The organism is Amycolatopsis sp. NPDC104819 (assembly GCF_055583145.1).
In genome coordinates this window covers 187,952-212,781 of record NZ_JBVJON010000006.1, presented here as the reverse complement: position 1 = coordinate 212,781, position 24,830 = coordinate 187,952, and the positions used below count along the sequence as shown (strand labels likewise).

At 71.2% G+C, this 24,830-nt stretch carries 19 protein-coding genes; 10 read left to right on the top strand and 9 right to left on the bottom strand.

All coding sequences use genetic code 11. From position 1 onward, the window contains the following. Position 1 precedes the first annotated feature (1 nt). Entirely contained in the window at positions 2 to 4,471 is a 4,470-nt protein-coding gene (locus ACZ63E_RS20375; protein WP_465337720.1) for a coiled-coil domain-containing protein, read from the top strand. Positions 4,472 to 4,509: 38 nt separating this feature from the next. After that, positions 4,510 to 5,298 (top strand): TIGR03620 family F420-dependent LLM class oxidoreductase, encoded by a 789-nt coding sequence (locus tag ACZ63E_RS20370; protein WP_465337719.1) that lies wholly within the window; start codon positions 4,510 to 4,512, stop codon positions 5,296 to 5,298. 6 nt (positions 5,299 to 5,304) lie between these two features. Here ACZ63E_RS20370 and ACZ63E_RS20365 read toward each other — a convergent pair whose 3' ends face one another. Beyond that, positions 5,305 to 5,949: a LysE family translocator gene (locus ACZ63E_RS20365; RefSeq protein WP_465337718.1), complete on the bottom strand. Its 645-nt coding sequence runs from the start codon at positions 5,947 to 5,949 to the stop codon at positions 5,305 to 5,307. Between the two features lie 71 nt (positions 5,950 to 6,020). Between ACZ63E_RS20365 and ACZ63E_RS20360 the strand changes: the two genes are divergently transcribed. The 6 genes from ACZ63E_RS20360 to ACZ63E_RS20335 all read left to right on the top strand — a co-directional run bounded on the left by ACZ63E_RS20360 (position 6,021) and on the right by ACZ63E_RS20335 (position 11,402). Next, complete coding sequence (locus tag ACZ63E_RS20360; protein WP_465337717.1) at positions 6,021 to 7,202, top strand: winged helix DNA-binding domain-containing protein; 1,182 nt, start codon at positions 6,021 to 6,023, stop codon at positions 7,200 to 7,202. Positions 7,203 to 7,586: 384 nt separating this feature from the next. Beyond that, positions 7,587 to 8,588 carry a type I glyceraldehyde-3-phosphate dehydrogenase gene (gene gap, locus ACZ63E_RS20355; protein WP_465337716.1) on the top strand — a complete coding sequence of 334 codons (1,002 nt, stop codon included), beginning with the start codon at positions 7,587 to 7,589 and terminating at the stop codon, positions 8,586 to 8,588. Between the two features lie 5 nt (positions 8,589 to 8,593). Beyond that, entirely contained in the window at positions 8,594 to 9,808 is a 1,215-nt protein-coding gene (locus ACZ63E_RS20350; protein WP_465337714.1) for a phosphoglycerate kinase, read from the top strand. Beyond that, positions 9,808 to 10,593, top strand: coding sequence for a triose-phosphate isomerase (gene tpiA / locus ACZ63E_RS20345; RefSeq protein ID WP_465337713.1), 786 nt, complete (start codon positions 9,808 to 9,810; stop codon positions 10,591 to 10,593). Before ACZ63E_RS20350 ends, tpiA begins: the two co-directional genes overlap by 1 nt. A gap of 127 nt (positions 10,594 to 10,720) precedes the next feature. Beyond that, the gene (secG, locus tag ACZ63E_RS20340; protein WP_086845181.1) at positions 10,721 to 10,951 is read left to right on the top strand and encodes a preprotein translocase subunit SecG; all 231 of its coding nucleotides are present in this window, start codon (positions 10,721 to 10,723) and stop codon (positions 10,949 to 10,951) included. Between the two features lie 106 nt (positions 10,952 to 11,057). After that, positions 11,058 to 11,402, top strand: coding sequence for an RNA polymerase-binding protein RbpA (locus ACZ63E_RS20335; protein WP_086671261.1), 345 nt, complete (start codon positions 11,058 to 11,060; stop codon positions 11,400 to 11,402). A 493-nt stretch (positions 11,403 to 11,895) separates the two neighbouring features. Here the strand turns inward: ACZ63E_RS20335 and ACZ63E_RS20330 are convergent, their stop codons facing one another. After that, a complete protein-coding gene (locus ACZ63E_RS20330; protein ID WP_465337712.1) occupies positions 11,896 to 13,095 on the bottom strand; it encodes a sensor histidine kinase in 1,200 nt (399 codons plus the stop codon). Positions 13,096 to 13,385: 290 nt separating this feature from the next. Beyond that, on the bottom strand, positions 13,386 to 14,513 hold the full coding sequence (locus ACZ63E_RS20325) for an FAD-dependent oxidoreductase (RefSeq protein WP_465337711.1): 1,128 nt from the start codon (positions 14,511 to 14,513) through the stop codon (positions 13,386 to 13,388). A gap of 125 nt (positions 14,514 to 14,638) precedes the next feature. On the opposite strand from ACZ63E_RS20325, the gene ACZ63E_RS20320 reads away from it, so the two are divergent. Continuing rightward, entirely contained in the window at positions 14,639 to 15,202 is a 564-nt protein-coding gene (locus ACZ63E_RS20320; RefSeq protein ID WP_465337710.1) for a TetR/AcrR family transcriptional regulator, read from the top strand. Between the two features lie 51 nt (positions 15,203 to 15,253). On the opposite strand, the gene pgl is transcribed toward ACZ63E_RS20320, so the two are convergent. From pgl to tkt, 6 genes are read right to left on the bottom strand one after another with little or no spacing between them, the layout of a single operon-like run. Beyond that, positions 15,254 to 16,033, bottom strand: a complete 780-nt coding sequence (gene pgl, locus ACZ63E_RS20315; protein WP_465337709.1) for a 6-phosphogluconolactonase — start codon at positions 16,031 to 16,033, stop codon at positions 15,254 to 15,256. Next, positions 16,030 to 17,097 carry a glucose-6-phosphate dehydrogenase assembly protein OpcA gene (gene opcA / locus ACZ63E_RS20310; protein ID WP_465337708.1) on the bottom strand — a complete coding sequence of 356 codons (1,068 nt, stop codon included), beginning with the start codon at positions 17,095 to 17,097 and terminating at the stop codon, positions 16,030 to 16,032. The genes pgl and opcA overlap by 4 nt, the downstream gene beginning before the upstream one ends. Beyond that, positions 17,094 to 18,617, bottom strand: coding sequence for a glucose-6-phosphate dehydrogenase (gene zwf, locus ACZ63E_RS20305; protein WP_465311189.1), 1,524 nt, complete (start codon positions 18,615 to 18,617; stop codon positions 17,094 to 17,096). Before zwf ends, opcA begins: the two co-directional genes overlap by 4 nt. Beyond that, on the bottom strand, positions 18,614 to 20,251 hold the full coding sequence (locus tag ACZ63E_RS20300; protein ID WP_465337707.1) for a glucose-6-phosphate isomerase: 1,638 nt from the start codon (positions 20,249 to 20,251) through the stop codon (positions 18,614 to 18,616). Before ACZ63E_RS20300 ends, zwf begins: the two co-directional genes overlap by 4 nt. Before the next feature lie 8 nt (positions 20,252 to 20,259). After that, the gene (gene tal / locus ACZ63E_RS20295) at positions 20,260 to 21,372 is read right to left on the bottom strand and encodes a transaldolase (protein WP_465337706.1); all 1,113 of its coding nucleotides are present in this window, start codon (positions 21,370 to 21,372) and stop codon (positions 20,260 to 20,262) included. A gap of 14 nt (positions 21,373 to 21,386) precedes the next feature. Then, on the bottom strand, positions 21,387 to 23,486 hold the full coding sequence (gene tkt / locus ACZ63E_RS20290; RefSeq protein WP_465337705.1) for a transketolase: 2,100 nt from the start codon (positions 23,484 to 23,486) through the stop codon (positions 21,387 to 21,389). A 293-nt stretch (positions 23,487 to 23,779) separates the two neighbouring features. On the opposite strand from tkt, the gene ACZ63E_RS20285 reads away from it, so the two are divergent. Next, positions 23,780 to 24,760 (top strand): heme o synthase, encoded by a 981-nt coding sequence (locus ACZ63E_RS20285; RefSeq protein WP_465337703.1) that lies wholly within the window; start codon positions 23,780 to 23,782, stop codon positions 24,758 to 24,760. Positions 24,761 to 24,830: the final 70 nt, after the last annotated feature.

Sequence of the window (24,830 nt, the reverse complement as noted above, 5' to 3'; positions counted from 1 at the left end):
GATGTACGAGCTTTCGCGGGTCCGCCTGCACTCGGTGGGCCCGGCGGGCGCCCGCTACCAGGACGTCGTCCTCGACTTCAGCGGGGTCGGCGCCAAGATCACCGCGCCCCAGCAGGACGCCCTGTTCAGCGCCGGCATCCACGCGACCGGGCCGGCCGAGCTGCGCCGCCCGTCCCCGGCGAGCGTGCTGTTCCTCGAGAACGGCGGCGGCAAGTCCGTCCTCATCAAGCTGATCTTCTCGGTCATGCTGCCCGGCCGCCGCCAGGTCGTCGGCACCACCAGCACGAAGGTGCTCGAGAAGTTCGTCGCCGCCAAGGACGTCTCACACGTCGTGCTGGAGTGGCTGCACGTCGAGAGCGGGCACCGGATCATCACCGGCAAGGTCTCCGAGTGGCGCGGGCACGTCGTGTCCGCCGACTCCGAGAACCTCGTCGACTCCTGGTACTGCTTCCGCCCGACCGCCGCGCTGGCCCTCGGCTCGCTGCCGATGACGCAGGACGGCCGGCTGCTCACCATGTCCGGCTTCCACGACAAGCTCGCCGCCGCGCAGCTGGCCGAGCCGGAGCTGGAGCTGTCCTGGACCCGGCGCCACCACGAGTGGACCGGCCGGCTCGACACGCTCGGGCTCGACACCGAGCTGTTCCGCTACCAGCGCGCGATGAACGCCGGCGAGGGTGAGGCGGCGGACGCGTTCGCCTTCGGCACCGACGACGCGTTTGTCGAGTTCCTGCTGCGCGCGGTGATCTCCGAGGACGAGCCGAAGGACCTCGCCGAGGTCGTCTCGACCTACGCGCACAACCTCGCGCAGCGCGGAGACCTGCTGTCGGAGCGCGACTTCGTCGCGGGCGCGCTGGACCTGCTCGGGCCGCTGGCCGCCGAAGAAGGCGTCGCCGCGGAGTCGCGGAAGATCGCGGAGTCCGCGAAGGCCGACATGGCGTCGCTCGCCGGCCGTGTCGTCGCGCGCAACGAGCTGGAGAACGCGCGGCTGTCCGGGCTCGAAGACCACGTCACCGAGGTCAAGTCCGCGGAGAAGCTCGCCGAGGGCGACCACCGGCGGCTCGCGGCCGGGGTCACGGAGCTGCGCCGCCTGGTCGCGGTGCTGCGCCTGGACGAGGCCCAGGAGGCCCGCAAGCGTGTCGACGCCGAACTCGCGTCGGCGAAGACCGCCGCGGAAGCGTGGCGTGAGACGGCGACCGTGCTCAACCAGCTCAACGCGGCCCGCAAGGCGAAGGACCTGCGCGAGCTCGTCGGCAGCCGTGAAGAGAAGGCGCGCCCGGCGCTGCAGGCGCGCAACAACGCGGCGTCCGCGCTGGCCCGCGGGCTGCATTCGCTGGCGCAGGACGCCCAGCGTCAAGCCGACAAGGCCGAGGCGCACGCGGGCGCGTTGCGTGCCGAAGCGGAGAAGGCCCAGACCGAGCGGGACGAGGCCGCGAACCTCGCGGCCGCCCGGCGGGCCGAGGCGCGTGGGCTGACCGCGCGGATCACCGAGCTGCGGGAAGAGGTCCAGAACGCCGTCCGCGGCGGGCTGCTGTCCTCGGGCGCCGACGTCGCGGACGCGTCCCGGGCCGCTCGCTCGGCGGCGGAATCGGCGTCCGCCGAGCTGGCCCGGCGCGAGCAGGAGCTGGACCGTGTCGCGGCGGATCTCCAAGCGGCGCAACGGGCCGTGAACGAGGCGCACCAGCTCGCGGGCACGACCCAGGACCGCTTCGAACGCGCCACCGAGGACCTCGACCGGGCGCACCGCCGCACCGACGCGCTTGCCGCCGAAGGCCGGCTCGTCGAGCTGCTCGGCGCGGACGACGTCGCCCTCGAGAGCGACCTGCCGGTGCTGCTGGAACGGCTGCGCGAAGCGAGCGCGTCCGTCGAGAAGGAGCAGACCGCTCTCCGGATGGAGGAGTCCGCCGACGAGCGCGCCCTCTCCGCCCTCGGTTCCGGCGGGCTGCTGCCGCCGCCCGAAGACGTCCAGGCCGCGCTGGACGCGTTGGAAGAAGCCGGGATCACGGCGTGGTCCGGCTGGCGTTATCTGTCCAAACTGGACTCCTCGCGCCGGGACGAGGTGCTGGAAAGCCTGCCGCAGCTGGTGTCCGGGGTGCTGTTGAACGACGCCGCGCACGCCGATCGCGCCCGGGACGTGCTGACCAAACGGCGGCTGCTGCCGTCCGCGATCATCGCCGTCGGCACCACCGAGGGGCTCCTGGCCGAGGTGCCCGCCGCGCCCGGTGTCGAGTTCCTCGTGCCGCCGAACCCCGCAATGTACGACGAAGAAGCCGCCGACGCCGAGCGGGAAGCCGTGGCGCGGCGGAACACCGAGCGCCAGCGGCGGCTGGAGTCGTTGTCCGCCAAGCTGTCCGCGGACGGCGCGTTGACGTGGAAGCTGACGACCTGGCGTGAGGACTACCCGCCGGGCGCCATCGCGACGCTCGCCGAGCAGACCCAGGCGGCCCGCACCGCGCGGGAAACCGCACGCACGGCGCTGGAGCAGGCGGACGCGGAGTTCGCGCGGTTGAGCGAAAAGACCGCGTCGCTGCGTGAGCGCGTCCCCGAGTTGCGTGCGGCCGCGGCCGAAGCCGAGGAGAAGGCGCGGCGGCTCGGCGAGCTGGGGGCGCGCGGCGCCCGGATCGCGGAGTGGACCGAGGACGTCGAGCGCGCCACCGAGGTCGCCGAACGCGCCGACCTGCAGGCCGCCGACGCCGCCGGCAAGGCCGCGCGGCTGCGTGAGCAGGCGGGGGAGGAGCAGCGCACCGCCGACGGCCACCGCCGGACCGCGACCACCGCCCGCGCCGAGCTCGCCGAAGTCCCGGGCGCGGCCGACGCGTCGGACGGCCCGGTGCCGTCCGAGCCGGTCGACGCGCTGCGGCGGACCTACCTGTCGGCGTCCGAGTCGTACGCGAAGGTCGAGGTCGGCAGCGACCTGCGGGCCGAGCTGGAGCAGGCCGAGTCGGCCGAAGCGGCCGCGGGTTCGGCCGTCGAGTCGCTCGACGAGGCCGTCCGTTCGCGGGCCGCGGAACTGCTGGAAACCCCCGACGGCTCCGACGCCTCGGCCCGCGCGGCCGCGTTGGCGCGCGCCCGCCGGGTCGTCGACGGCCTGGAGGACGAGCGCACCGAGGCGATCGGCCTGGTCTCGACCCGGCGTGCCGAGCTGGACGCGTTGCCGCTGCAGAACGGCGTCTCCGGGGAGAAGCCGCGCGACATCGAGCACGGCCTCGAGCTGATCGACGCCGCCGGGCTGGAGATGTCCGTGGCCGCGCGGAAGTGGGAAGAGCTGCAGGAACGCCGGGCCGCGGCGGAGGCCACCCTGGAGTCGGCGAAGAGCTCGGCGTCCGGGTTCTCGCTGCTCGCCGAGTCGATGGCCCACCTGGTGACCGACACCGAAAACGACACTGCCGTGGCCTACGACGGCGACGTCGACACCGCCCGTGCGCAGCACACGCGGCTGAACGCGACGCTGTCCGAGGCGCAGGACGCCGCCGACGCGGGAGACCGGCGGGTGCGTGCCGCCGCCGACCAGCTCGCGCAGTACGCGACGGAGAAGCGGTTCGAGAAGCTGAGCACGCCGGTGCGGCAGCAGGTCATCTCCGTCAAGCGCGACCAGCTCCCGGCGCACGCCGCGGAGTGGGCCGAGGCGCTGCGGCCGCGGCTGCGGTCGCTCACCGACGACCTCGCGCAGATCGACCGGCACCGCGGCGGCATCATCACGCGCCTGCAGGGCATGGTCGACGGCGCGCTCCGGCAGCTGCGCTCGGCCCAGCGCGTCTCCCGGCTGCCCGACGGCCTCGGCGACTGGTCCGGGCAGGAGTTCCTCCGCATCCGCTTCACCGAGCTGGAGGACAACGCGCTCACCGAGAAGCTCGGCGAGGTCGTCGACGAGGCCGCGGTGGGCAAGACGGCGGACGGCCGCGACGTCAAGCGCGACGGGCTTTCCCTGGTGCTGCGCGGAGTCCGGGCCGCGGCGCCGAAGGGCTTCCGCGTCGACATGCTCAAGCCGGACTCGGTGCTGCGGACCGAACGCCAGCGCGTCTCGGAGATCCGGGACGTCTTCTCCGGCGGCCAGCAGCTGACCGCGGCGATCATCCTGTACTGCACGCTGGCCGCGCTGCGGGCCAACAACCGCGGCAAGGTCCGCAACCGGCACTCGGGTGTGCTGTTCCTGGACAACCCGATCGGCCGCGCGTCCGCGGGGTACCTGCTGGAGCTGCAGCGCGCGGTGGCGGAAGCGCTGGGCGTGCAGCTGATCTACACGACGGGCCTGTTCGACGCGGGCGCGTTGTCGGAGTTCCCGCTGATCGTGCGGCTGCGCAACGACGCCGACCTGCGGGCGGGCCGCAAGTACCTGTCGGTCGACTCGACGATCCGCACGTCGCTGGAGGACCTGGGCGAGCCCGACGGGGTCGCGCGCCTCTCGGCGACGCGGATGTTCTCCCGGACCGCCGACGAGCCCGAGGATTCCGCCGAAGGCGAACAGAGCGCCTGAGCCGGAACACCCCGGGAGCGCGGGAGGTTGACGCGCGCATGACGAACCTGGGGGCGCTGGGCGCCACGGTGGGCACGACCGGGCCGGAGACCGTCACGGCCGCCGCGGAGCTGGACGAGCTGGGCTACGCCACGCTGTGGCTGCCCGGCGGGCAGGGCAACAACCTGCCGCTGATCACCGACGTGATCCACGGGACGGCGAAGATCCCGGTGGCGAGCGGCATCCTCCCGGTCGACCGGGTGCCCGCGGCCGACGTCGCCCGGGCGTACGCGGACCTGCCGGCCGGGCGGTTCGTCGTCGGCCTCGGTGGTGCCCACGGCCCGCGTCCGCTGGCCACGCTGAACGACTACCTCGACGAGCTGGACGACACCGTCCCGGCGGCCGACCGCATCCTGTCCGCACTGGGCCCGAAGATGCTGGAGCTGGCGCGCGACCGCGCGGCCGGCGCGTACCCGTTCCTGGTGACGACGGACTACGTCGCCTCGGCGCGGGAGATCCTCGGCGCGGGGAAGCAGCTGGTGGTGCTGCTGAGCGTCGTCCCGGACTCCGACGTCTCCGCGGGCCGTGAGAAGGCCCGTTCCGGCTCGCTCCGGTTCCTGGCCGGGATGCCGGGCTACGCGAACAACTTCCGCCGCATGGGCTTCACCGACGCCGACATCGCGGACCTGTCGGACCGGCTGGTCGACGGCCTCACCGTGCGCGGCGACCTCGACGCCGTGGTGGCTCGCCTGCGCGAATACCGGTCGGCGGGGGCGGACCAGGTGGTCGTCCCGGCCGGTGACCTGCCCCGCGAGTGGTGGCCCGCGCTGGCGGAAGCCCTGCGGTGAGGGTGTTCAGTCACCCCGGCCGGTGAAGGCCAGCGTGGTGCCGAGGCCGATCATGACGAGGCCGCCGGTGCCGCCGACCATCTCGAGGCGCTTCGGTGAGCGGGCGAACCACGCGCGTGCGGTGCCCGCCACCAGCGCCCACGCGGTGTCGGTGGTGAGCGCGATCGCGGGCAGGCACAGGCCGAGCAGCAGCATCTGCGCCGGCACCGAGCCGGCCGCCGGGTCGACGAACTGGGGCAGCAGCGCCGCGAGGAACACGATCGACTTCGGATTGGCGAAGCCGACGACAAAACCGTCGCGCAGCACGGTGAAGACGCGGCCCGGCGTGGTGCGCACCTTCGCCGCCATCGCGTCGGACAGCTTCCGCCGGTGCCGGAACGCCTGGATCCCCAGGTACACCAGGTAGATCGCGCCCGCGATCTTGATCCCGGTGAACACCGCGGCCGACGTCGTGACGAGCGCGCCGAGGCCGAACGCGACCGCGACGACCTGCGTGTAGACGCCCACGGAGTTGCCGAGGACGGTGAGCAGCGCGTCGCGCCGGCCGACGGTGAGCGCGCGGCTGATCGTGAAGAGCACGCTCGGGCCGGGAACGACGACCATGAGGAAGGTCAGCGCGGCGAAGGCCGCGAAATGCGTACCGGAAACCATGCTGCGAGCGTAAACGGCCCCTGACCGGGCAACCAGGCGTTTTTGTCGGTGCGGGGTGGTATCAACAGCGGGTGCCTCCGCCGAAGATCACCACCGAGCAGCGCCGGGCCCGCCTCGCCGTCCGGCACCACCTGGCCGCGCCCGCGGCCACGGTGGCCGACGCCGTGGCCGGGGTGGTCGCGCTGCACGCCACCGACCCGGCGACCGTCCACCTGTCGGCGTGCGCGCGGCTCGCGTCCCCGGCGATCGCCGCGGTGGAGCAAGCGCTGTACGAGGACCGCACCTTGCTGCGGCTGCTGGGCATGCGCCGCACGGTGTTCGTCACCGGCCTGGACACAGCGGCGCTCGTGCAGGCCGCGTGCTCCGCGGACATCAAGGTCAAGCAGCGGAAGCTCCTGGAGCAGCACCTCGGGCAGCAGGGCCACCCGGAGAACGTGCCGGAGCCGGGGAAGTGGCTGGCCGAGGTCGAAGCCTCGGTGGAGGCGGCCCTGCGCGCCCGCGGCTCGGCGACGGCGCAGCAGCTGAGCGAGGACGAGCCGAGGCTGCGCCAGCAGCTGCTGATGGCGGCGGGGAAGCCGTACGAGGCGATCGGCAACGTCACGAGCCGGGTGCTGTTCCTGCTGGCGGCGAGCGGCCGGATCGTCCGCGGCCGTCCGCGGGGCAGCTGGATCAGCACCCAGTACGTCTGGCATCCGATGGATTCCTGGGCGCCTGGGCTGCGTCCGTGGGAGGCGGAGGAGGCGTGGGTCGAGCTGGCCCGGCGCTGGCTGCGGGCGTACGGCCCGGCGCCGGTGACCGACCTGCGCTGGTGGACGGGCTGGACGGCCGGCCAGACGAAGAAGGCCCTGGCCGTGCTGAAGCCGGCGGAGGTCGATCTCGACGGCGTGCCGGGCGTGGTGCTGCCGGACGACGTCTCACCGGTGCCGTCGCCGCCGCCGTGGGTCGCGTTCCTCCCGGCCCTGGACCCGACCCCGATGGGCTGGCAGGAGAGGGACTGGTTCCTGGGCCCGCACCGCCCGGCGCTGTTCGACCGCAGCGGCAACATCGGCCCGACGATCTGGCTCAACGGCCGAGTGGTGGGCGGCTGGGCCCAGCGCACCTCGGGCGAAGTCGTGTTCCGGCTGCTGGAGGAGGTGGGGAAGGAGGCGACGGCGATGGTCGAGGCGGAGGCGGACCGCTGCGCGGGCTGGTACGGCGAGGTTCGTGCCGTGCCGCGGTTCCGGACACCGCTGGAGCGGGAGCTGACCGGGTGAAGCGGTCTCGCTGGATCGGTCGAGTCATGGACCTCACGCCCGCTCCCGCGCGCCCGCGACCCGGCGTCGGACAGCGGCCGGAAGCCGCCTTCCGGCCAGATCAACTGAATCGTTCCAGCGCCTCGCGGGACACCTCCCCGTCGCCCGTCCGCACCCCACACTCCCAGCCGGAACCGCCGAACCGCGGGCCTCACCGGTCCACCGTGGTCCACCCGGCGGACCCACCCGGAAACCACCAGACTTCTTAATCGATTCTTGACCCGTTCGCCAAGTGGTGGAAGTCTCGTCAGGGCAGTCAGGGACGCGCATGCCCGCACGCTAGGGTTGCCGCGAGCCCGCAAGTCACGGCCGGGACTCCGGCCGATCCTCAGAGGAGTGGCAGCAGTGACCGTTCGCGTAGGTGTCAACGGCTTCGGCCGCATCGGCCGCAACTTCTTCCGCGCCGTGCAGGCCAGCGGCCACGACATCGAGGTCGTCGCCTTCAACGACCTCGGCGACGTCGCCACCATGGCCCACCTGCTGAAGTACGACTCCATCCTGGGCCGGTTCCCGGGTGAGGTCAGCGTCAGCGACGAGGGCATCGTCGTGGACGGCAAGACCATCAAGGCCCTCGCCGAGCGCGACCCGGCCAACCTGCCCTGGGGCGACCTGGGCGTGGACGTCGTGGTCGAGTCGACCGGCTTCTTCACCAACGCCGACGCCGCCAAGGCGCACATCGCCGGCGGCGCGAAGAAGGTCATCATCTCCGCGCCCGCCAAGGGCGAGGACCTGACCGTCGTCCTCGGCGTCAACGACGAGAAGTACGACGGCTCGCAGGTGATCATCTCCAACGCCTCCTGCACCACCAACTGCCTCGGCCCGCTGGCCAAGGTCCTCAACGACGCCTTCGGCATCGAGCAGGGCCTGATGACCACGATCCACGCCTACACGCAGGACCAGAACCTGCAGGACGGCCCGCACAAGGACCTGCGCCGCGCCCGCGCCGCCGCCCTGAACGTGGTGCCCGCCTCGACCGGCGCCGCGAAGGCGATCGGCCTGGTGCTGCCGGAGCTGCTGGGCAAGCTGGACGGCTACGCGCTGCGCGTCCCGGTGCCGACCGGCTCGGCGACCGACCTCACGGTGACGCTGAAGAAGTCCGCCACCGTCGAGGAGATCAACGCCGCCTACAAGGCCGCCGCCGAAGGCCCCCTCGCCGGCATCCTGCGCTACTCGGTCGACCCGATCGTGTCCTCGGACATCGTCACCGACCCGGCGTCCTGCATCTACGACTCGCCGCTGACCAAGGTCATCGGCAACCAGGTCAAGGTCGTCGGCTGGTACGACAACGAGTGGGGCTACTCCAACCGCCTCGCGGACCTGATCAAGCTCGTCGGCTCGAAGCTCTGAGCCGGATGTCCGTCAAGAACCTCGACGACCTGCTGGGCGAAGGCGTTCAGGGCCGGTACGTACTCGTGCGTTCCGACCTGAACGTCCCGCTCGACGGGTCTCGCATCACCGACGACGGCCGGGTCCGCGCCGCGCTGCCGACGATCAAGAAGCTCGCCGACGCGGGCGCGAAGGTCGTCGTCACCGCGCACCTCGGCCGCCCCAAGGGCGAGCCGGACCCGAAGTACACGCTGGCCCCGGTCGCCCAGCGGCTCTCCGAGCTGCTCGGCGCCGACGTCACCCTCGCCGGTGACCTGGTCGGCGACTCCGCGAAGGCCCTGACCGCCGGCCTGGCCGACGGCAGCGTCGTCCTGCTGGAGAACGTGCGCTTCGACGCGCGCGAGACCAGCAAGGACGCCGTGGACCGCTCCGAGCTGGCCGCCGAGCTGGGCGCGCTCGTCCCGGGCGGCGCGTTCGTCTCCGACGGCTTCGGCGTGGTGCACCGCAAGCAGGCCTCGGTCTACGAGGTCGCCTCGGTGCTCCCGGCGTACGCGGGCGGCCTGGTGCTGGCCGAGCTCGACGTGCTGAAGAAGCTCACCGACGACGTCCAGCGGCCGTATGTGGTCGTGCTCGGCGGCGCAAAGGTGTCCGACAAGCTCGGCGTCATCGCGAACCTGCTGACCAAGGTCGACCGGCTGCTCGTCGGCGGCGGCATGGCGTACACCTTCCTCAAGGCCCAGGGCCACGAGGTCGGCCAGTCGCTGCTGCAGGCCGACCAGCTCGACCAGGTGAAGGGCTTCCTCGCCGAAGCCGAGAAGCGCGGCGTCGAACTGGTGCTGCCGGTCGACGTCCTCGCGGCGACGGAGTTCGCGGCCGACGCCGAGAACGAGGTCGTCGACGCCACCGCCATCCCGGCCGACCGCCAGGGTCTCGACATCGGCCCGAAGACGCGCGAGCTGTTCGCCGGCAAGCTGGCCGACGCCAAGACCGTGTTCTGGAACGGCCCGATGGGCGTGTTCGAGTTCGAGGCGTTCTCCGGCGGCACCCGTGCCGTCGCGGAAGCCCTGGTCAAGAGCGACGCGTTCACCGTGGTCGGCGGCGGCGACTCGGCGGCGGCCGTCCGTCAGCTCGGGCTGCCCGAAGACGGCTTCTCGCACATCTCCACCGGCGGCGGTGCCTCGCTGGAGTACCTCGAAGGCAAGGAACTGCCGGGCGTCACCGCCCTGGAGGAGAAGAACTAGTGGCACGCAAGCCGTTCATCGCCGGCAACTGGAAGATGAACCAGAACCACCTCGAGGCGATCGCGCTGGTGCAGAAGATCGCCTTCGCGCTGCCGGAGAAGTACTACGCGAAGGTCGACGTGGCGGTGCTGCCGCCGTTCACCGACATCCGCAGCGTGCAGACCCTGGTCGACGGCGACAAGCTGTCGCTCACCTACGGCGCCCAGGACATCGCGCCGCAGGACTCCGGCGCCTACACCGGTGACATCTCGGGCCTGATGCTGGCGAAGCTGGGCTGCAAGTTCGTCGCCGTCGGGCACTCGGAGCGGCGCGAGTACCACGCCGAGACCGACGAGCTGGTCAACAAGAAGGTCAAGGCCGCGCTGAAGCACGGCATCACGCCGATCCTCTGCATCGGGGAGAAGCTCGAGGTCCGCGAGGCCGGCGAGCACATCCACCACACCACGACGCAGCTGATCGACGGCCTGAAGGGCCTCAAGGCCGAGCAGGTCACCGGCGTGGTCGTCGCGTACGAGCCGGTCTGGGCGATCGGCACCGGCAAGGTCGCCTCCTCGGCCGACGCCGAAGAGGTCTGCAAGGCCATCCGCGCCACCCTCCAGGAGAAGTACGGCGACGAGGTCGCTTCGTCCGTCCGGGTGCTCTACGGGGGATCGGTGAAGTCGGGCAACATCAGCGAGCTGGTGGGCTGCGAGAACATCGACGGTGCCCTGGTCGGCGGAGCGAGCCTCGACGGCGAGGAGTTCACGAAACTCTGCGCACTCGCCGCGGGCGGGCCGCTGCCCTGATCGAGGCCACGACCGGGTAACCTGTGTATCCGGTCCGTCACACAGCAGTGGACGAGTCCAGGGGTACGGTGGTGGTCGGAAACGACCATGCCGTACCCCTGCATTCTCCTAGAGCCCAGAGGATGACATGAAGCTGTTCCTGCAAATCCTGTTGATCGTCACCAGCGTGTTCCTCGTGGTGGCGGTTCTCCTGCACCGTGGCCGGGGTGGTGGCCTGTCGTCGCTGTTCGGCGGTGGGATGCAGTCCAGCCTGGCGGGGTCGAGCGTGGCCGAGAAGAACCTCGACCGGATCACCCTGCTGCTGGGCGCGGTCTGGCTGATCAGCATCGTGGGGCTGGGCCTGCTGCTCAAGGTGTGACGTCCGGCGTCACGTCGTCGATCGAGACCGGGTCACGACGGCAGGGCGCAGCGATTCGGCGTGCCTATTGGGGGGCGCGCCGCCGATTCCATAGGTGTGAGGATTCATGGTTGGCGGTAACGCGATTCGGGGCACCCGGGTGGGTGCCGGACCTACGGGCGAATCGGAACGAGGTGAGTCGGCGCCGCGACGCCGCGTCGGCTACTGGTGTGCCAACGGGCACGAAGCCCGCCCATCGTTCGCGCTCGACGCGGAGATCCCCGACGAGTGGGACTGCCCCCGCTGCGGGCTCCCCGGCGGGCAGGACGAGAAGAACCCGCCGGCCGCGCCGCGGACGGAGCCGTACAAGACCCACCTGGCCTACGTGAAGGAGCGGCGCAGCGACGCCGACGGCGAGGCCATCCTGGCCGAAGCCCTCGAGCGCCTGCGTCAGCGCCGGGAGATCATCTAAGCGTTCGCCGGCCGGAAACCACCCCGGGACACCTCGGGGTGGTTTTTAGCGCGTTTCGGGCCTGAACACTCCGCGGCCCGGACCGCGCTCTCCAGGAGCACGAGCCGCTTCTTCGGGTGCGTGACCCGACTCCCCGGGCGCGTGTGTCGGCGCTTCAATCACGCGAGTCGACTGCTCAATCACGCGAGTTGACTGCTTAATCACGCGAGTCGACCCTTCAGACACGCGAGCTGACTCACCAGGCACGCGAGTCGCCCCGCCAAGCACGCGAACCGGCTGCCGGAGCACACGCAGGCCTTTCCGCCGGGCGTTCCGCGCCTGAGCAGCCCCCGTTTCCACGCTACGGCAGGACCCCGACAGTTCCCCGGGCCAAGAAAGCCGCGAACGGCGGATTCCGGCCGTCACAGCCCGGAATCCGCCGTTCGCGGCTTCATCGAATCCGAAATCGTCCGACCCCGCCGGTAAAATGGAGACCGGGGGCCGGCGGCCGCCCTCAGCGGTCCAGCGGATACCGAGCCCGGACCCGGAACCCGCCGTCCTCGGTGCCCGACGTCTCGAAACTCCCGCCCAGCAACCGGGCCCGCTCGGCCAGCCCCGTCAGCCCGTGCCCACCCGAAGGCAGCTTCTCCGACGGACGGTTCGCGCGCTCGTTGCGGACCTCGATCTTGAGGGCGCCGTGCTCGCCGTGGATGCGGATCGTCGCCGTCGCGCCCGGGGCGTGCTTGTGGACGTTCGTCAGGCACTCCTGCACCGTCCGGTACGCCGCCGCCGAGACCTGGTTCGGCAGAGCCTCCGGCAGCTGCTCCACCGACAGGTGCACCGGGACCTCCGACGTCCGGATCAGCCGGTCGAGGTCGTTGATCCCGGGGCGGGGGCCGTCGTCGTCGGCGTCCGCGCGCAGCACGCTCAGCAGGGAACGCAGCTCCTCCAGCGTCCGCTTCGACAGCGTGCGGATGACCTGCGCCGTCTCCTGCGCGCGGTCGTCGGTGGTCTGAGCCTGCAGCGCGCCCGCCTGCATCGCGATCAGCGTGATCTGGTGCGAGACGACGTCGTGCATCTCGCGGGCCAGCCGGGCGCGCTCCTCGGCGCGGACGGCGTCGGCGTGGAAGCGGCGCTCGCGGTCGCGGCTCGTGGCCAGCTCGGCGAGCTTGTTCGCAACCTCGGCCCGCGCTCCGATGAGCAGGCCGATCGCGATCGGCATGCCGGCGACCAGCACGCCGTAGATGCCGTCGAGGATGTGCTCGCGCCAGCTGAGCTCGGCGAAGTCCTCCAGGGGCCACTGCACGAACCGGCAGATCCACACCAGCCCGGCGCCGACCCAGACCTGCCAGTGCAGCTGACGGCGGGTGGCGAGCATGCCGAGGGTGATCATCGACGCGAGCTGCGCCCAGCCGGCCAGGAAGCCGGGCACCGCGACGAGCACGGCGAGGAACGGGAACTTCCGGCGGAACACGACCGCGAGGCACGCGGCGCCGGACAGGTAGATCGAGTACGGCTGGGCCTTCTCGGGGATCACCAGCCAGACGTCGAGCACGGCCAGGATGACCGCGGCCGCCTCGATGGCGAACGTGACCACGGCGGGGCGGGGCACCGAGCCGAACAGGCTCAGCCCGCGCTTTCGGACCCGCTCGGCGGCCGACGGCCCCGAGGTTCCGATCGAGATGCCTGGAATCGAGAGTCCCTCTGTACTCATCGCTGGCGACCCCATTCGTCTTGTGGACTTGATGGTGAGAGGTGCTCAGGGCCCGATCGGGACGCGCAGCAACGGACAAATGTGCGGATGCTAACGAGGTGGCGTACGAAGACGGTAAGTTTCACCCGCCGTCGGCGTTCCGGCGTCCGGATTTCGCAATCGACTGGTCCATCCGGGCGATAGCCACGGACGGGTGCTACCGAGAGTGGGAGCTCTGCTTCCCAGCGTGCACCAAGACGACCACATCGTGGGAATCATGTTACCCACGTGTGGCCGTCCGGCGGTAGTTCTCAGGCCGCCATCGACCGGAGGTCGTCGCTGAGCAGGTCGTGCAGACCCGAGGCGCACGCCTTCGCAGTCTCGATCGACCGCGGCAGCATCCCGGCCTCGTAGGTCCGGACGGCCTCACCGACGCTCGGCGCGGTCGCCAGCGCCGTGGCGAGCTCGGTGCCGTCCAGGAGGGCGAGGTTCGCGCCGACCCCGAGCGGCGGCATCAGGTGCGCCGCGTCGCCGAGCAGCGTCAGGTGGGGCGTGTGGGTCCACGCGTGCGGGACCGGCAGGACGTACAGCGGCCGCGGCGTGAACCCGCCGTCGAAGTCCCGCAGGTAGCCGAGCAGGCTCGCGTCCCAGCCGGCGTAGCGCTCCAGCAGGCCCGCGCGCACGGCGGCCGTGTCGGCGAAGTCGACACCGGTGACCCATTCTTCCGACGCGTAGAAGACGGCGTAGCAGCGGATGTGGCCGTTGCTGTTGCGCTGCGCGAAGAGCGCCTGGCCGCCGACCTTCGTCATCATCGTGCCCTGGCCGGTCAGCGCGGCGAGGGCCGGATGGCGGCGGTCGGCGTCGTCGAGCCCGAACTCGACGAACGTGACCCCGCTGTACTCCGGCCGGACGCCGGTGAGGGCGCGGCGGACGCGCGACCACGCGCCGTCGGCGCCGATCACCAGGTCGAAGTCCTGGGCGGTGCCGTCGGCGAAGGTCAGGCGCCCGGTCGTGGAGACGTCGGTGATCGGCCGGCCCCAGCGGACGGTGCCGGGCGCCAGGGAGCCGAGGAGAAGCCCGCGGAGCTGGCCGCGGTCGATCTCCGGGCGGAAGTCCTCACCCTCGGCGGGGACCTCGTCCACGACGACCTCGCCGCTCAACGGGTCGAGGGCGCGCATTTGCTGGCCTTCGGGCCGGGAGAGGGCGTGGAACTCGTCGTGGAGGCCGGCGGTGCGCAGCGCGACCTGGCCGGTGTCGCCGTGCATGTCGAGCGTGCCGCCCTGGGGGCGGGCGTCGGCGGCGGCTTCTTGTTCGAACAGGGTGACGTCGAGGCCGTGCAGCTGCAGGACGCGGGCACAGGCGAGCCCGCCGAGCCCGGCGCCGACGATCGCGATCCTGGCGGTGTCGATCCTGGCGTTGTCGATCTTGGTGGTGGTCATGGCTTCCCCCTGGAAGTCGGTGCCCCCGGCGGTTCCGGTGGCCTGAACCCAGAAAAGCACAGTGACTCAAAAAGTGCAACGACTCAACTTTTGAAATGAGTCCACCATCACGTAGGCTGGAGCCCATGACCGAAGTGATCGGGCGCCGCGAGCGCAAGAAGGCGCAGACCCGGCAGGCGCTGGCCGACGCGGCACTGGAGCTGTTCCTCGAGCGGGGCTACGACGCGGTCGGGGTGAAGGAGGTCGCGGACGCGGCGGACGTCTCGGTGACGACGTTGTTCAAGTACTTCCCCAGCAAGGAAGCCCTCCTGTTCGACCAGGACGACGACATCGAGGCGGCGCTGGTCCTCGCGGTCCGCGGCCGCCCGCCGGGCCACACGATCGTGGACGCCCTGCGCGAGCACGTCCTGCGCGACATCGCCGACGGCGGTCCGAGCCCCGAGTTCCTCAGCCTGATCGAGAGCACCCCGCCCCTGCGCGACTACGGCAGGCGGATGTGGATGCGCCACGAGACGGCACTGGCCCGCGCGATAGCGGAGGAGCAGGGCGCCCCCGAGGACGACGTCTCGTGCGCGTCACTGGCCCGGTTCGCACTGGCGTCCCGGGACCTGATCGTGGCCCACGAGAACCCGCGCCAGGCGGCGGAGGAGATCTTCGGCAACCTGGGCCGCGGCTGGCGAACGAAATAGACGCGCAAAGAACGAAGGCCCCCTGCCGAAGCAGGGGGCCTTCGAAAAAACTCACGCCGTAGGCGGCTGATACACCTTCGTCAGCTTCCCAGCGGCAGCACGATCCAGCAGCCACAGCGTCCGCCGATGCCCTCGCGCCCCCGCGACCGGGAGCTGGACTTCGCCCGCTCCCGACAACGCCAGCGCCACCGCGTCGGCCTTCGCCTCGCCCGCCGTCATCAGCCAGACGTCCCGCGCCCGCCGGATCGCCGGCAGGGTCAGCGAAACCCGCGTCGGCGGCGGCTTGGGGCAGTTGCGGACCGCCACCACCGAACGCTCCGTCTCGTACACCGCCGGGGACTCCGGGAACACCGACGCCGTGTGCCCCTCGCCGCCGAGGCCGAGCAGCATGATGTCGAACGACGGGACGTCGCCGTGGTCCTCCGGGTCCGCGTTGTCCGCCAGCACGTGCGCGTACGCCGCCGCGGCGGCGTCCACGTCGTCGCCGAACTCGCCGTCCGAGGCGGCGATCGCGTGGACCCGCTTGGGATCCAGCGGCACGTGGTCCAGCAGGGCCTCGCGGGCCTGCTTCTCGTTCCGCTCGTCCGAACCCGCCGGGACGAACCGCTCGTCGCCCCAGTAGATGTCCAGGCGCGACCAGTCGATCGCGTCCCGGGCCGAGGACGCCCGCAGCTCGGACAGCACCGCGATGCCGGTGCCGCCGCCGGTGAGCACGAGCGACGCCGAGCCCTTGGCGGCCTGGACGTCCACCAGCCGCGTGACCAGCCGGGCGGCCGCGGCGGCCGCCAGCAGGTCCTGGTTCGCGTAGACGACGACCTCGGTCTTGCTCATGAAGCGCTCTTCTTCCCCGCAGCCGCCTTTTTCGGCGCCTTCGCGGCGGCCGGCTCCTTCGTGGCAGCCGGCGCCTTGTCGGCGGCGGCCGCGGCCCCCGCGGAGGTGACGTCGGGCTTGGCCGGCGCGCCGGTCTTGCCGTTCGTGCCGGACGTGATCTTGCCCAGGCCGTGCAGCGACGTCTCGTAGACCTCGTCCGGGTCGAGCCGGCGCAGCTCCTCGATCAGGCAGTCCTGGGTGCTGCGCCGCTGCAGGGCGATCCGCCGGGTCGGCTGGCCCGGCTGGGTCAGCGTGCCGACACGGCCGTCCGGCCGGTGCAGCTCCACCGCGCCCGAACGACGCTCCAGGGTGACCGAGATGATCCCGGCCGCGCCCGAGCTCTTGACGCGCTTGACCGGCACCTTCAGGTACTCGGCCAGCCAGGCGGCCAGCAGCTCGGTCGACGGCGATTCGGCCTCGCCGGTCACCGTCGCCGCGGTGACCTTCTCGTACGGCGGCAGGTCGAGCGCCGAGACGAGCTGGGCGCGCCAGTGCGTCAGGCGTGTCCAGGCCAGGTCGGTGTCACCCGCGGTGTACGCCTTGGCTCGCGTGGTCAGGGCCCGCACCGGGCTCTTCTCCGCGGCCGAGTCGGTGATCCGGCGCTGGGCCAGCTCGCCGAGCGGGTCCTTGTCCGGGTCCTTCGGACCGGCGCCGGGCCACCAGGCGACGATCGGCGCGTCCGGCAGCAGCAGCGGCACGACCGCGCTCTGGCCCTGTGCGGCCAGCGGGCCGTAGAGCCGCAGCACGATGACCTCGCTCGCGCCGGCGTCGCCGCCGACGCGGATCTGGCCGTCGATCCGCGGCGCCGCCGTACGCGCGCCCTTGGCCACCACGATCACCCGCGACGGGTGTTCGCGGCTCGCGCCGTTGGCCGCTTCGATCGCCTCTTCGAGGTTGGCGTCGTCGTCGGCCGCGATGACCAGCGTCAGCACCCGCCCGAGCGCCACTTGCCCGCCCTGTTCGCGGATCTCCACCAGCTTCTTGTTGAGTGCCGAAGTCGTGGTGGACGGCAGGTCGATGATCACGGGCGCCTCCATTTCCGGCCGGTGCGCTCCAGCATTTCGTCCGCCGACGGCGGGCCCCAGGTGCCCGGCGGGTACTGCTCCGGCGAGCCCTCCTTGGCCCAGTGCTCCAGCACCGGGTCGAGGATCTTCCAGGAGAGCTCGACCTCTTCGTTGACCGGGAACAGCGACGGCTCGCCGAGCAGGACGTCGAGGATCAGGCGCTCGTAGGCCTCGGGGGAGGACTCGGTGAACGCGTGCCCGTAGCCGAAGTCCATGGTGACGTCGCGGACCTCCATCGTGGTCCCCGGCACCTTGGAGCCGAACCGCAGCGTGATGCCCTCGTCCGGCTGCACCCGGATGACCAGGGCGTTCTGCCCCAGCTCCTCGGTCGACGTCGAGTCGAACGGCAGGTGCGGCGCCCGCTTGAACACCACGGCGATCTCGGTGACGCGGCGGCCGAGCCGCTTGCCGGTGCGCAGGTAGAACGGCACCCCGGCCCAGCGGCGGCTCTGCACTTCGAGCGTCACGGCGGCGTAGGTCTCGGTCTTCGAGTCCTTCGCGAAGCCCTCTTCCTGCAGCAGGCCGGGCACCTTCGTGCCGCCCTGCCAGCCGCCCGCGTACTGGCCGCGCGCGGTGGTCTGGCTCAGCGGCCCGATCGCGCTGGTGCCCGAGAGCACCTTGATCTTCTCCGCGCGCAGGGCCCGCGGCTCGAACGAGAGCGGCTCTTCCATCGCGGTGAAGGCGAGCAGCTGCAGCAGGTGGTTCTGGATGACGTCGCGGGCGGCGCCGATGCCGTCGTAGTACCCCGCGCGGCCGCCGAGGCCGATGTCTTCGGCCATGGTGATCTGCACGTGGTCGACGTAGTTGGCGTTCCAGATCGGCTCGAACAGCTGGTTCGCGAAGCGCAGCGCCAGGATGTTCTGGACCGTCTCCTTGCCGAGGTAGTGGTCGATGCGGAACACCGACTCCTCGGGGAAGACGTCGTTGACGATCGCGTTGAGCTCTTCGGCGCTCTTCAGGTCGTGCCCGAACGGCTTCTCGATGACCACGCGGCGCCAGGTGTTCTCGTCGGCGTTCGCGAGCCCGGAGCGGGCCAGCTGTTTGGTCACCACCGGGAACGCGCCGGGCGGGATCGACAGGTAGAACGCGGTGTTGCCGCCGGTGCCGCGTTCCTTGTCGAGGTCCTTGACCGTCTGCGCGAGCCGGTCGAAGGCGTCGTCGTCGTCGAAGGTGCCCTGGACGAACCGGATGCCCTCGGCGAGCCGGTTCCAGACCGACTCCTTGAACGGCGTGCGCGCGTGCGCCTTGACCGAGTCGTGCACGAGCTCGCCGAAGTCCTGGTGCTCCCAGTCGCGGCGGGCGAACCCGACGAGCGAGAAGCCCGCGGGCAGCAGCCCGCGGTTGGCCAGGTCGTAGATGGCGGGCATCAGCTTCTTGCGGGCCAGGTCCCCGGTGACCCCGAAGATCACCAGGCTGGACGGCCCGGCGATGCGCGGGAGCCGTTTGTCCCGCGGATCGCGCAGCGGGTTGCGCCAGGTCATGCGTCCCCCTCCTGTACAGAGACCTCCTGTACCGCGCGGACGACGGCCGCGAGGCCCGCGGCCCGGTCGGTCAGGTGCAGGCGCAGCACCGGGCGGCCGTGCTCGGCGAGCACCTGCCCGTCGCCCAGGGCCTGGGCGTGCTGCAGCTGCCCCAGGGTGTACGGCCGCTCCGGCACCTCGAGGTCGTGCTCGACGGCGCCGGACAGCTGCAGGAAGACGCCGTTCTGGTGCCCGCCCTTGTGGTACTGCCCGGTGGAGTGCAGGAACCGCGGGCCCCAGCCGAACGTCGTCTGCAGCTGCGTGCGCTTGGCGATCTCGCCGCGCAGCAGCTCGGTCGACGCGTCGTCGAGGCGGTCCAGGTAGGCCTGCACCGCGATGTAGCCGGCTTTCGGCGCCGACGCGAAGAACGCGCGGAGCACGTCGGTCAGGCTGCCGTCCGTGGAAACCCCGGCACTGCCGAAGATCTCGACCGGTCCGTCCACATTGGACGGCTCTTCGCCGCCCTTCAGCTTCTCCGGGTCGTCCAGCAGCGCGCGCGCCGCCTTCTTGGCCGCTTCGACGTCGGGCTGGTCGAACGGGTTGATTCCGAGCAGCCGGCCGGCGAGCGCCGTGGCGAACTCCCAGAGCAGGAACTGCGCGCCGAGCGAGCCGGTGACGGCGATCTTCGCCGCGCCCTTCGGGGCGCCGACCGCGACCGGGGTGGCGTCGGACTTCGCGTCGGCGAAGCCGGGTGCCTCCGTGCCTTCGACCGCGACGGGCAGCAACCCGGTGCCCTGCTTGCCGGTGGACTCGGCGATCAGCTGCTCGGCCCAGTCCGGGAAGCCCTTGATGCCGGAGCCTGAGTCGGCCAGCACGACCTTCTCGGCGCCGGTCTCGTGCGCGGCGGCCCACGCGGCGGCCAGCTTGACCGCCGGGTTGTCCACCGAGTCCGCGCCGAGCTCCTCGGCCACCGAGGCGGCCTGGTCGAGCAGGCGGGCGACGTCCGCGCCGGCGAGGCCGGCCGGGACGAGCCCGAACGCGGTCAGCGCCGAGTAGCGGCCGCCGACGTGCGGGTCGGCGAGGAAGGTCTTGCGGTAACCCTCCTTTTCGGACAGTTCCTGGAACGGCGAGCCCGGGTCGGTGACGACCACGATCCGCCGCGCCGCGTCGATCCCCGCGTCGGTGAACGCCTTCGCGAAGATCCGCCGGTGGCTGTCGGTCTCGACGGTGCCGCCCGACTTCGAGGACACGACGATCACCGTGCGCTCGAGGTCGCCGGCGAGCGCGTCGGCGACCTGGCCCGGGTCGGTCGTGTCGAGCACGGTCAGCGCGACGTCGTCGGTGCCGGTGATGACCTCCGGCGCCAGCGACGAGCCGCCCATGCCGGCGAGCACGACGCGGTCGACGCCCTCGGACCGCAGCTCGGTCCGCAGGGCTTCGATCTCGCCGATCAGCGGCCGGGACGACTTGTGCAGCGACGTCCACGAGAGCCGGATCGACGCCTCGGACTCGGCGTCCGGACCCCACAGCGTGGCGTCCTGGGCCGCCAGCTTCGACGCGGCCTGGTCCGCGACCAGGCGCTCGGCCAGCGGAGCGGCCCGCTCCGCCAGCGCGGCGTCCACGATCTCGACGCCGGTGTTTTCCCCTGTCGTCATGTCGTGCTTCAGCCCTTCGCCTTTTCGAGCTGGCCGTTGACGGTGTCGAGCAGTTCGGTCCAGGACTTCTCGAACTTCTCGACCCCCTCGTTCTCCAGGACGACGAACACGTCCGGAATGTCGATGCCGACGGCGCTCAGGTTGTCGAAGACCACCTGCGCCTCGGCACCACGACCGGAAACCTGGTCACCCTTGAGCTCGGAGTGCTCGGCGACGGCGTCCATCGTCTTCTCCGGCATGGTGTTGACGGTGTTCTTCACCACCAGGTCGTCGACGTAGAGGGTGGGGGAGTAGTCCGGGTTCTTGACGCCGGTCGAGGCCCACAGCGGGCGCTGCGCGTTCGCGCCGTCGGCCGCGAGGGCCTTCCAGCGGTTCGAAGCGAACAGCTCTTCGAAGGCGGCGTACGCGAGCCGCGCGTTGGCGACGGCCGCCTTGCCGCGCAGGGCCTTGGCCTCGTCCGTGCCGATCGTGTCCAGGCGCTTGTCGATCTCGGTGTCCACCCGGGACACGAAGAACGACGCGACCGAGTGGATGCCGCGCAGGTCGTGGCCGTTGGCCTTCGCCTGCTCCAAGCCGGCGAAGAAGGCCTCGATGACCGCCTGGTAGCGCTCGACGGAGAAGATCAGCGTGACGTTGACGCTGATGCCCTCGGCGAGCGTGGCGGTGATCGCCGGCAGGCCCTCCTGGGTGGCCGGGATCTTGATCAGCGTGTTCGGCCGGTCGACGGTCTTCCAGAGGTCCTTCGCCTCGGCCACCGTCTTGTCGGTGTCCTTGGCCAGACGCGGGTCGACCTCGATGGAGACGCGGCCGTCGACGCCGTTCGTGGCGGTGTAGACGTCGCGGAACAGGTCCGCGGCATTGCGCACGTCGGTCGTGGTCAGGTCGCGGATGGTGGCCTCGACGTCGGCGTTCTGGGCGGCCAGCTCACGGGTCCGCTCGTCGTAGGCGTCACCCTTGGACATCGCGTTGGCGAAGATCGTCGGGTTGGTCGTGACGCCGACGACGTGCTTGTCGCGGATCAGGTCCGCGAGGTTGCCGGTGTTCAGGCGTTCGCGCGAGAGGTCGTCCAGCCAGATCGATACGCCGGCCTCGGACAGCTGCGCGAGCTTGTCGGTGCTCATTACTGTCATCCCCTTCAGTTCTTGGTGTTGGCGATCGAGCGGCGGGCCGCCTCGACGACTGCTTCCGCGGTGAACCCGAACTCACGGAACAGTGTGGCGGCATCGGCGGAGGCGCCGAAGTGCTCGATCGAAACGTTCACCCCGGCGTCACCGGTGAAGCGGTGCCACGACTGGGCGATGCCCGCCTCGACGGACACGCGGGCCTTCACCCCGGCCGGGATGACGGATTCGCGGTAGGCCGCGTCCTGCGCGTCGAACCACTCGACGCACGGCATCGACACGACGCGCGCCTTGACGCCGTCGGCCTCGAGGGTCTTCTTCGCCTCGACGGCGAGCTGGACCTCGGAGCCGGTGCCGATCAGCACGACGTCCGGGGTGCCGTCGGAGTCGGCCAGGACGTAACCGCCCTTGGCGACGCCTTCGGCGCTGGTGCCCTCGAGCACCGGCACGTTCTGGCGGGTGAGCGCCAGGCCGGACGGGTGGTGGATGTCCTCCAGCACGGCCTTCCACGCGTAGGCGGTCTCGTTGGCGTCCGCCGGGCGGACGACGTTGAGACCCGGGATCGCGCGCAGCGCGGAAAGCTGCTCGATCGGCTGGTGCGTCGGGCCGTCCTCGCCGAGGCCGATCGAGTCGTGCGTCCACACGTAGGTGACCGGCGCCTTCATCAGCGCGGCCAGCCGGACCGGCGGGCGCATGTAGTCGGAGAAGATCAGGAACGTCGCGCCGTACGGGCGGGTGCCGCCGTGCAGCGCGATCCCGTTGAGGATCGAGCCCATGGCGTGCTCGCGGATGCCGAAGTGCAGCGTCCGGCCGTACGGGTTGGCCTGCCACATGTCGGTGGCGGCCTTCTCGGGACCGAACGAGTCGGCGCCCTTCATCGTGGTGTTGTTGCTCTCGGCCAGGTCGGCCGAGCCGCCCCACAGCTCCGGCAGCGGGTCGGCGAGGGCGTTGAGCACCTCACCGGAGGCCTTGCGGGTCGCGATGCCCTTGGCGTCCGGCTCCCACTTCGGGAGGTTGTCGGCGAAGCCCTCGGGCAGCGAGCGGGTGGCCATCCGGTCCGCCAGCTTCTTGCGCTCCGGGTTGGCCTTGCCCCACGCGTCGAACTTCCCGGCCCACTCGGCGTGCGCGGCCTTGCCGCGGTCGAGCGCCTGGCGGGTGTGCTTGATGACGTCGTCCTCGACCTGGAACGACTGCTCCGGGTCGAAACCGAGGATCTCCTTGACCGCGGCGACCTCTTCGCCGCCCAGCGCGGCGCCGTGCGCCTTGCCGGTGCCCATCTTCTTCGGCGCGGGGTAGCCGATCACGGTCCGCAGCGCGATGAAGGACGGGCGGCCGGTCTCGGCCTTGGCGTTCGCGATGGCCTCTTCGATCGCGACGACGTCCTCGCCGCCCTCGACGACCTGGGTGTGCCAGCCGTAGGCGTCGTAGCGCGCGACGGTGTCCTCGGAGAGGGCGATGTTCGTGTCGTCCTCGATCGAGATCTTGTTGTCGTCCCAGAAGACGATCAGGTTCCCCAGCTCCTGGCGGCCCGCGATGGACGACGCCTCGGAGGTGACGCCCTCTTCGATGTCGCCGTCGGAGGCGATGACGAAGACGTGGTGGTCGAAGATGCTCTCGCCGGGCGCCGCGTCCGGGTCGAGCAGGCCGCGCTCGCGGCGGGCGGCCATCGCCATGCCCACGGCGTTCGCCAGGCCCTGCCCCAGCGGGCCGGTGGTGGTCTCGACACCGTCGGTGTGGCGGTACTCCGGGTGCCCCGGGGTCTTCGAGCCCCACTTGCGCAGCTGCTTGAGGTCCTCGAGCTCGAGGCCGTAGCCGGCGAGGTACAGCTGGATGTAGAGCGTCAGGCTCGAGTGCCCGGCCGACAGGACGAACCGGTCACGGCCCGGCCAGTGCTGGTCGTTCGGGTCGTGCCGCAGGGTGCGCTGGAACAGCGTGTAGGCCAGCGGCGCCAGGCTCATCGCGGTGCCGGGGTGGCCGCTGCCACAGTTCTCGACCGCGTCCGCGGCGAGCACCCGGACGGTGTCCACGGCGCGGGTGTCGGTGTCGGTCCAGTCGGCGGGGACGTTACGCCGGAGGAGTGGGTTGTTCTCGCTGGTAGGGGCGGTTTCGGACACTGAACTCCAACTCCCGGTCATGATGGTTGCGGCTGGTCTTCCTCGTTCCGGTTACCCGTGCGCACGGACCTCTATCTCAATCGATCCCGAAGGGACGATATTCCTGCTCGCGGCCGTGCGCAGGGGCAATCGCGGCCCGTCGCGGCCAGCCTAGTGCTTGGACCCGTTCCAGACCCGCGATCACCCACGGGATTCACCACGTCTAACATCGTTCGAGGGTTCACACCGGCGGTTTCAGCGGCACCACACGCCTCCGGCAGCGGGCCCACCCCGAACCTGACGCAGGGAGTGAAATGTCGTTGGTGAACGCTGCGCACGGACGCAGTGACGACACCAGCGCCGTGCACCCGACCGGTGAACGACCGCACGGTGACCGGCGAAGCATCCGCCAGGTCGTCGGCGCCTACGCCGCACTGGCGAAGCCGCGGGTGATCGAGCTCCTGCTGGTGACCACCATCCCGGCGATGTTCCTCGCCGGCCGTCAGATCCCCTCGCCGTGGCTGGTCCTCGCCACGCTGGTCGGCGGGACGATGGCCGCGGGCAGCGCGAACGCGCTCAACTGCGTGATCGACGCGGACATCGACAAGGTGATGAACCGCACGAAGCGCCGGCCGCTGGTGAAGGACTCGGTGCCGCGGCGCGGCGCGCTGATCTTCGGCCTGGTGATGGGCGTCGCCTCGGCCGCCGTGCTCTATTTCACGGTGAACCTGCTGTCCGCGATCCTCGCGGTCGCGACGATCCTGTTCTACATCTTCGTCTACACGCTCGGCCTCAAGCGGCGCACGTCGCAGAACGTGGTCTGGGGCGGTGCGGCGGGCTGCATGCCGGTCGTCATCGGCTGGGCCGCGGTCACCGGCACCGTGCAGTGGCCGGCGTTCGTGATGTTCGGCGTCATCTTCTTCTGGACGCCGCCGCACACGTGGGCGCTGGGCATGAAGTACCGCGACGACTACGAGCGCGCGGGCGTCCCGATGCTCCCGGTCGTGGCCACCGCGCAGCACGTCGCGCGGCAGATCGTCATCTACTCGTGGGTGATGGTGGCCTGGACGCTGCTGCTGCTCCCGGTGACGTCGTGGCTGTACGGCACGTTCGCCATCCTGGCGGGCGGCTGGTTCCTCTTCTACGCGCACAGCCTGCAGGCGGCGGTCCGGCGCGGGGAAGAGACTAAGCCGATGGCGCTGTTCCACCGGTCGAACACCTACCTGATGATCGTGTTCGTCGCGCTGGCCGTCGACTCGGCGATCGGCCTGCCGACCCTCGGCCTCCCGTTCTGAGCCCGGCGGGGTTCTTCGCCGACGTCATCGAGTCGGGCACCGTGCTCGGGGCCGACTCCACCTGGTCACC

What these genes read in the sequence shown, in the direction of transcription:
- ACZ63E_RS20325 (WP_465337711.1), bottom strand. Translation starts at nt 14,513, where the DNA reads ATGACCACCACCAAGATCGACAACGCCAGGATCGACACCGCCAGGATC.
- ACZ63E_RS20285 (WP_465337703.1), top strand. Translation starts at nt 23,780, where the DNA reads ATGTCGTTGGTGAACGCTGCGCACGGACGCAGTGACGACACCAGCGCC.
- ACZ63E_RS20335 (WP_086671261.1), top strand. Translation starts at nt 11,058, where the DNA reads ATGGTTGGCGGTAACGCGATTCGGGGCACCCGGGTGGGTGCCGGACCT.
- ACZ63E_RS20300 (WP_465337707.1), bottom strand. Translation starts at nt 20,251, where the DNA reads ATGACGACAGGGGAAAACACCGGCGTCGAGATCGTGGACGCCGCGCTG.
- tal (WP_465337706.1), bottom strand. Translation starts at nt 21,372, where the DNA reads ATGAGCACCGACAAGCTCGCGCAGCTGTCCGAGGCCGGCGTATCGATC.
- ACZ63E_RS20320 (WP_465337710.1), top strand. Translation starts at nt 14,639, where the DNA reads ATGACCGAAGTGATCGGGCGCCGCGAGCGCAAGAAGGCGCAGACCCGG.
- secG (WP_086845181.1), top strand. Translation starts at nt 10,721, where the DNA reads ATGAAGCTGTTCCTGCAAATCCTGTTGATCGTCACCAGCGTGTTCCTC.
- ACZ63E_RS20375 (WP_465337720.1), top strand. Translation starts at nt 2, where the DNA reads ATGTACGAGCTTTCGCGGGTCCGCCTGCACTCGGTGGGCCCGGCGGGC.
- zwf (WP_465311189.1), bottom strand. Translation starts at nt 18,617, where the DNA reads ATGACCTGGCGCAACCCGCTGCGCGATCCGCGGGACAAACGGCTCCCG.
- pgl (WP_465337709.1), bottom strand. Translation starts at nt 16,033, where the DNA reads ATGAGCAAGACCGAGGTCGTCGTCTACGCGAACCAGGACCTGCTGGCG.
- ACZ63E_RS20370 (WP_465337719.1), top strand. Translation starts at nt 4,510, where the DNA reads ATGACGAACCTGGGGGCGCTGGGCGCCACGGTGGGCACGACCGGGCCG.
- ACZ63E_RS20330 (WP_465337712.1), bottom strand. Translation starts at nt 13,095, where the DNA reads ATGAGTACAGAGGGACTCTCGATTCCAGGCATCTCGATCGGAACCTCG.
- ACZ63E_RS20350 (WP_465337714.1), top strand. Translation starts at nt 8,594, where the DNA reads ATGTCCGTCAAGAACCTCGACGACCTGCTGGGCGAAGGCGTTCAGGGC.
- ACZ63E_RS20365 (WP_465337718.1), bottom strand. Translation starts at nt 5,949, where the DNA reads ATGGTTTCCGGTACGCATTTCGCGGCCTTCGCCGCGCTGACCTTCCTC.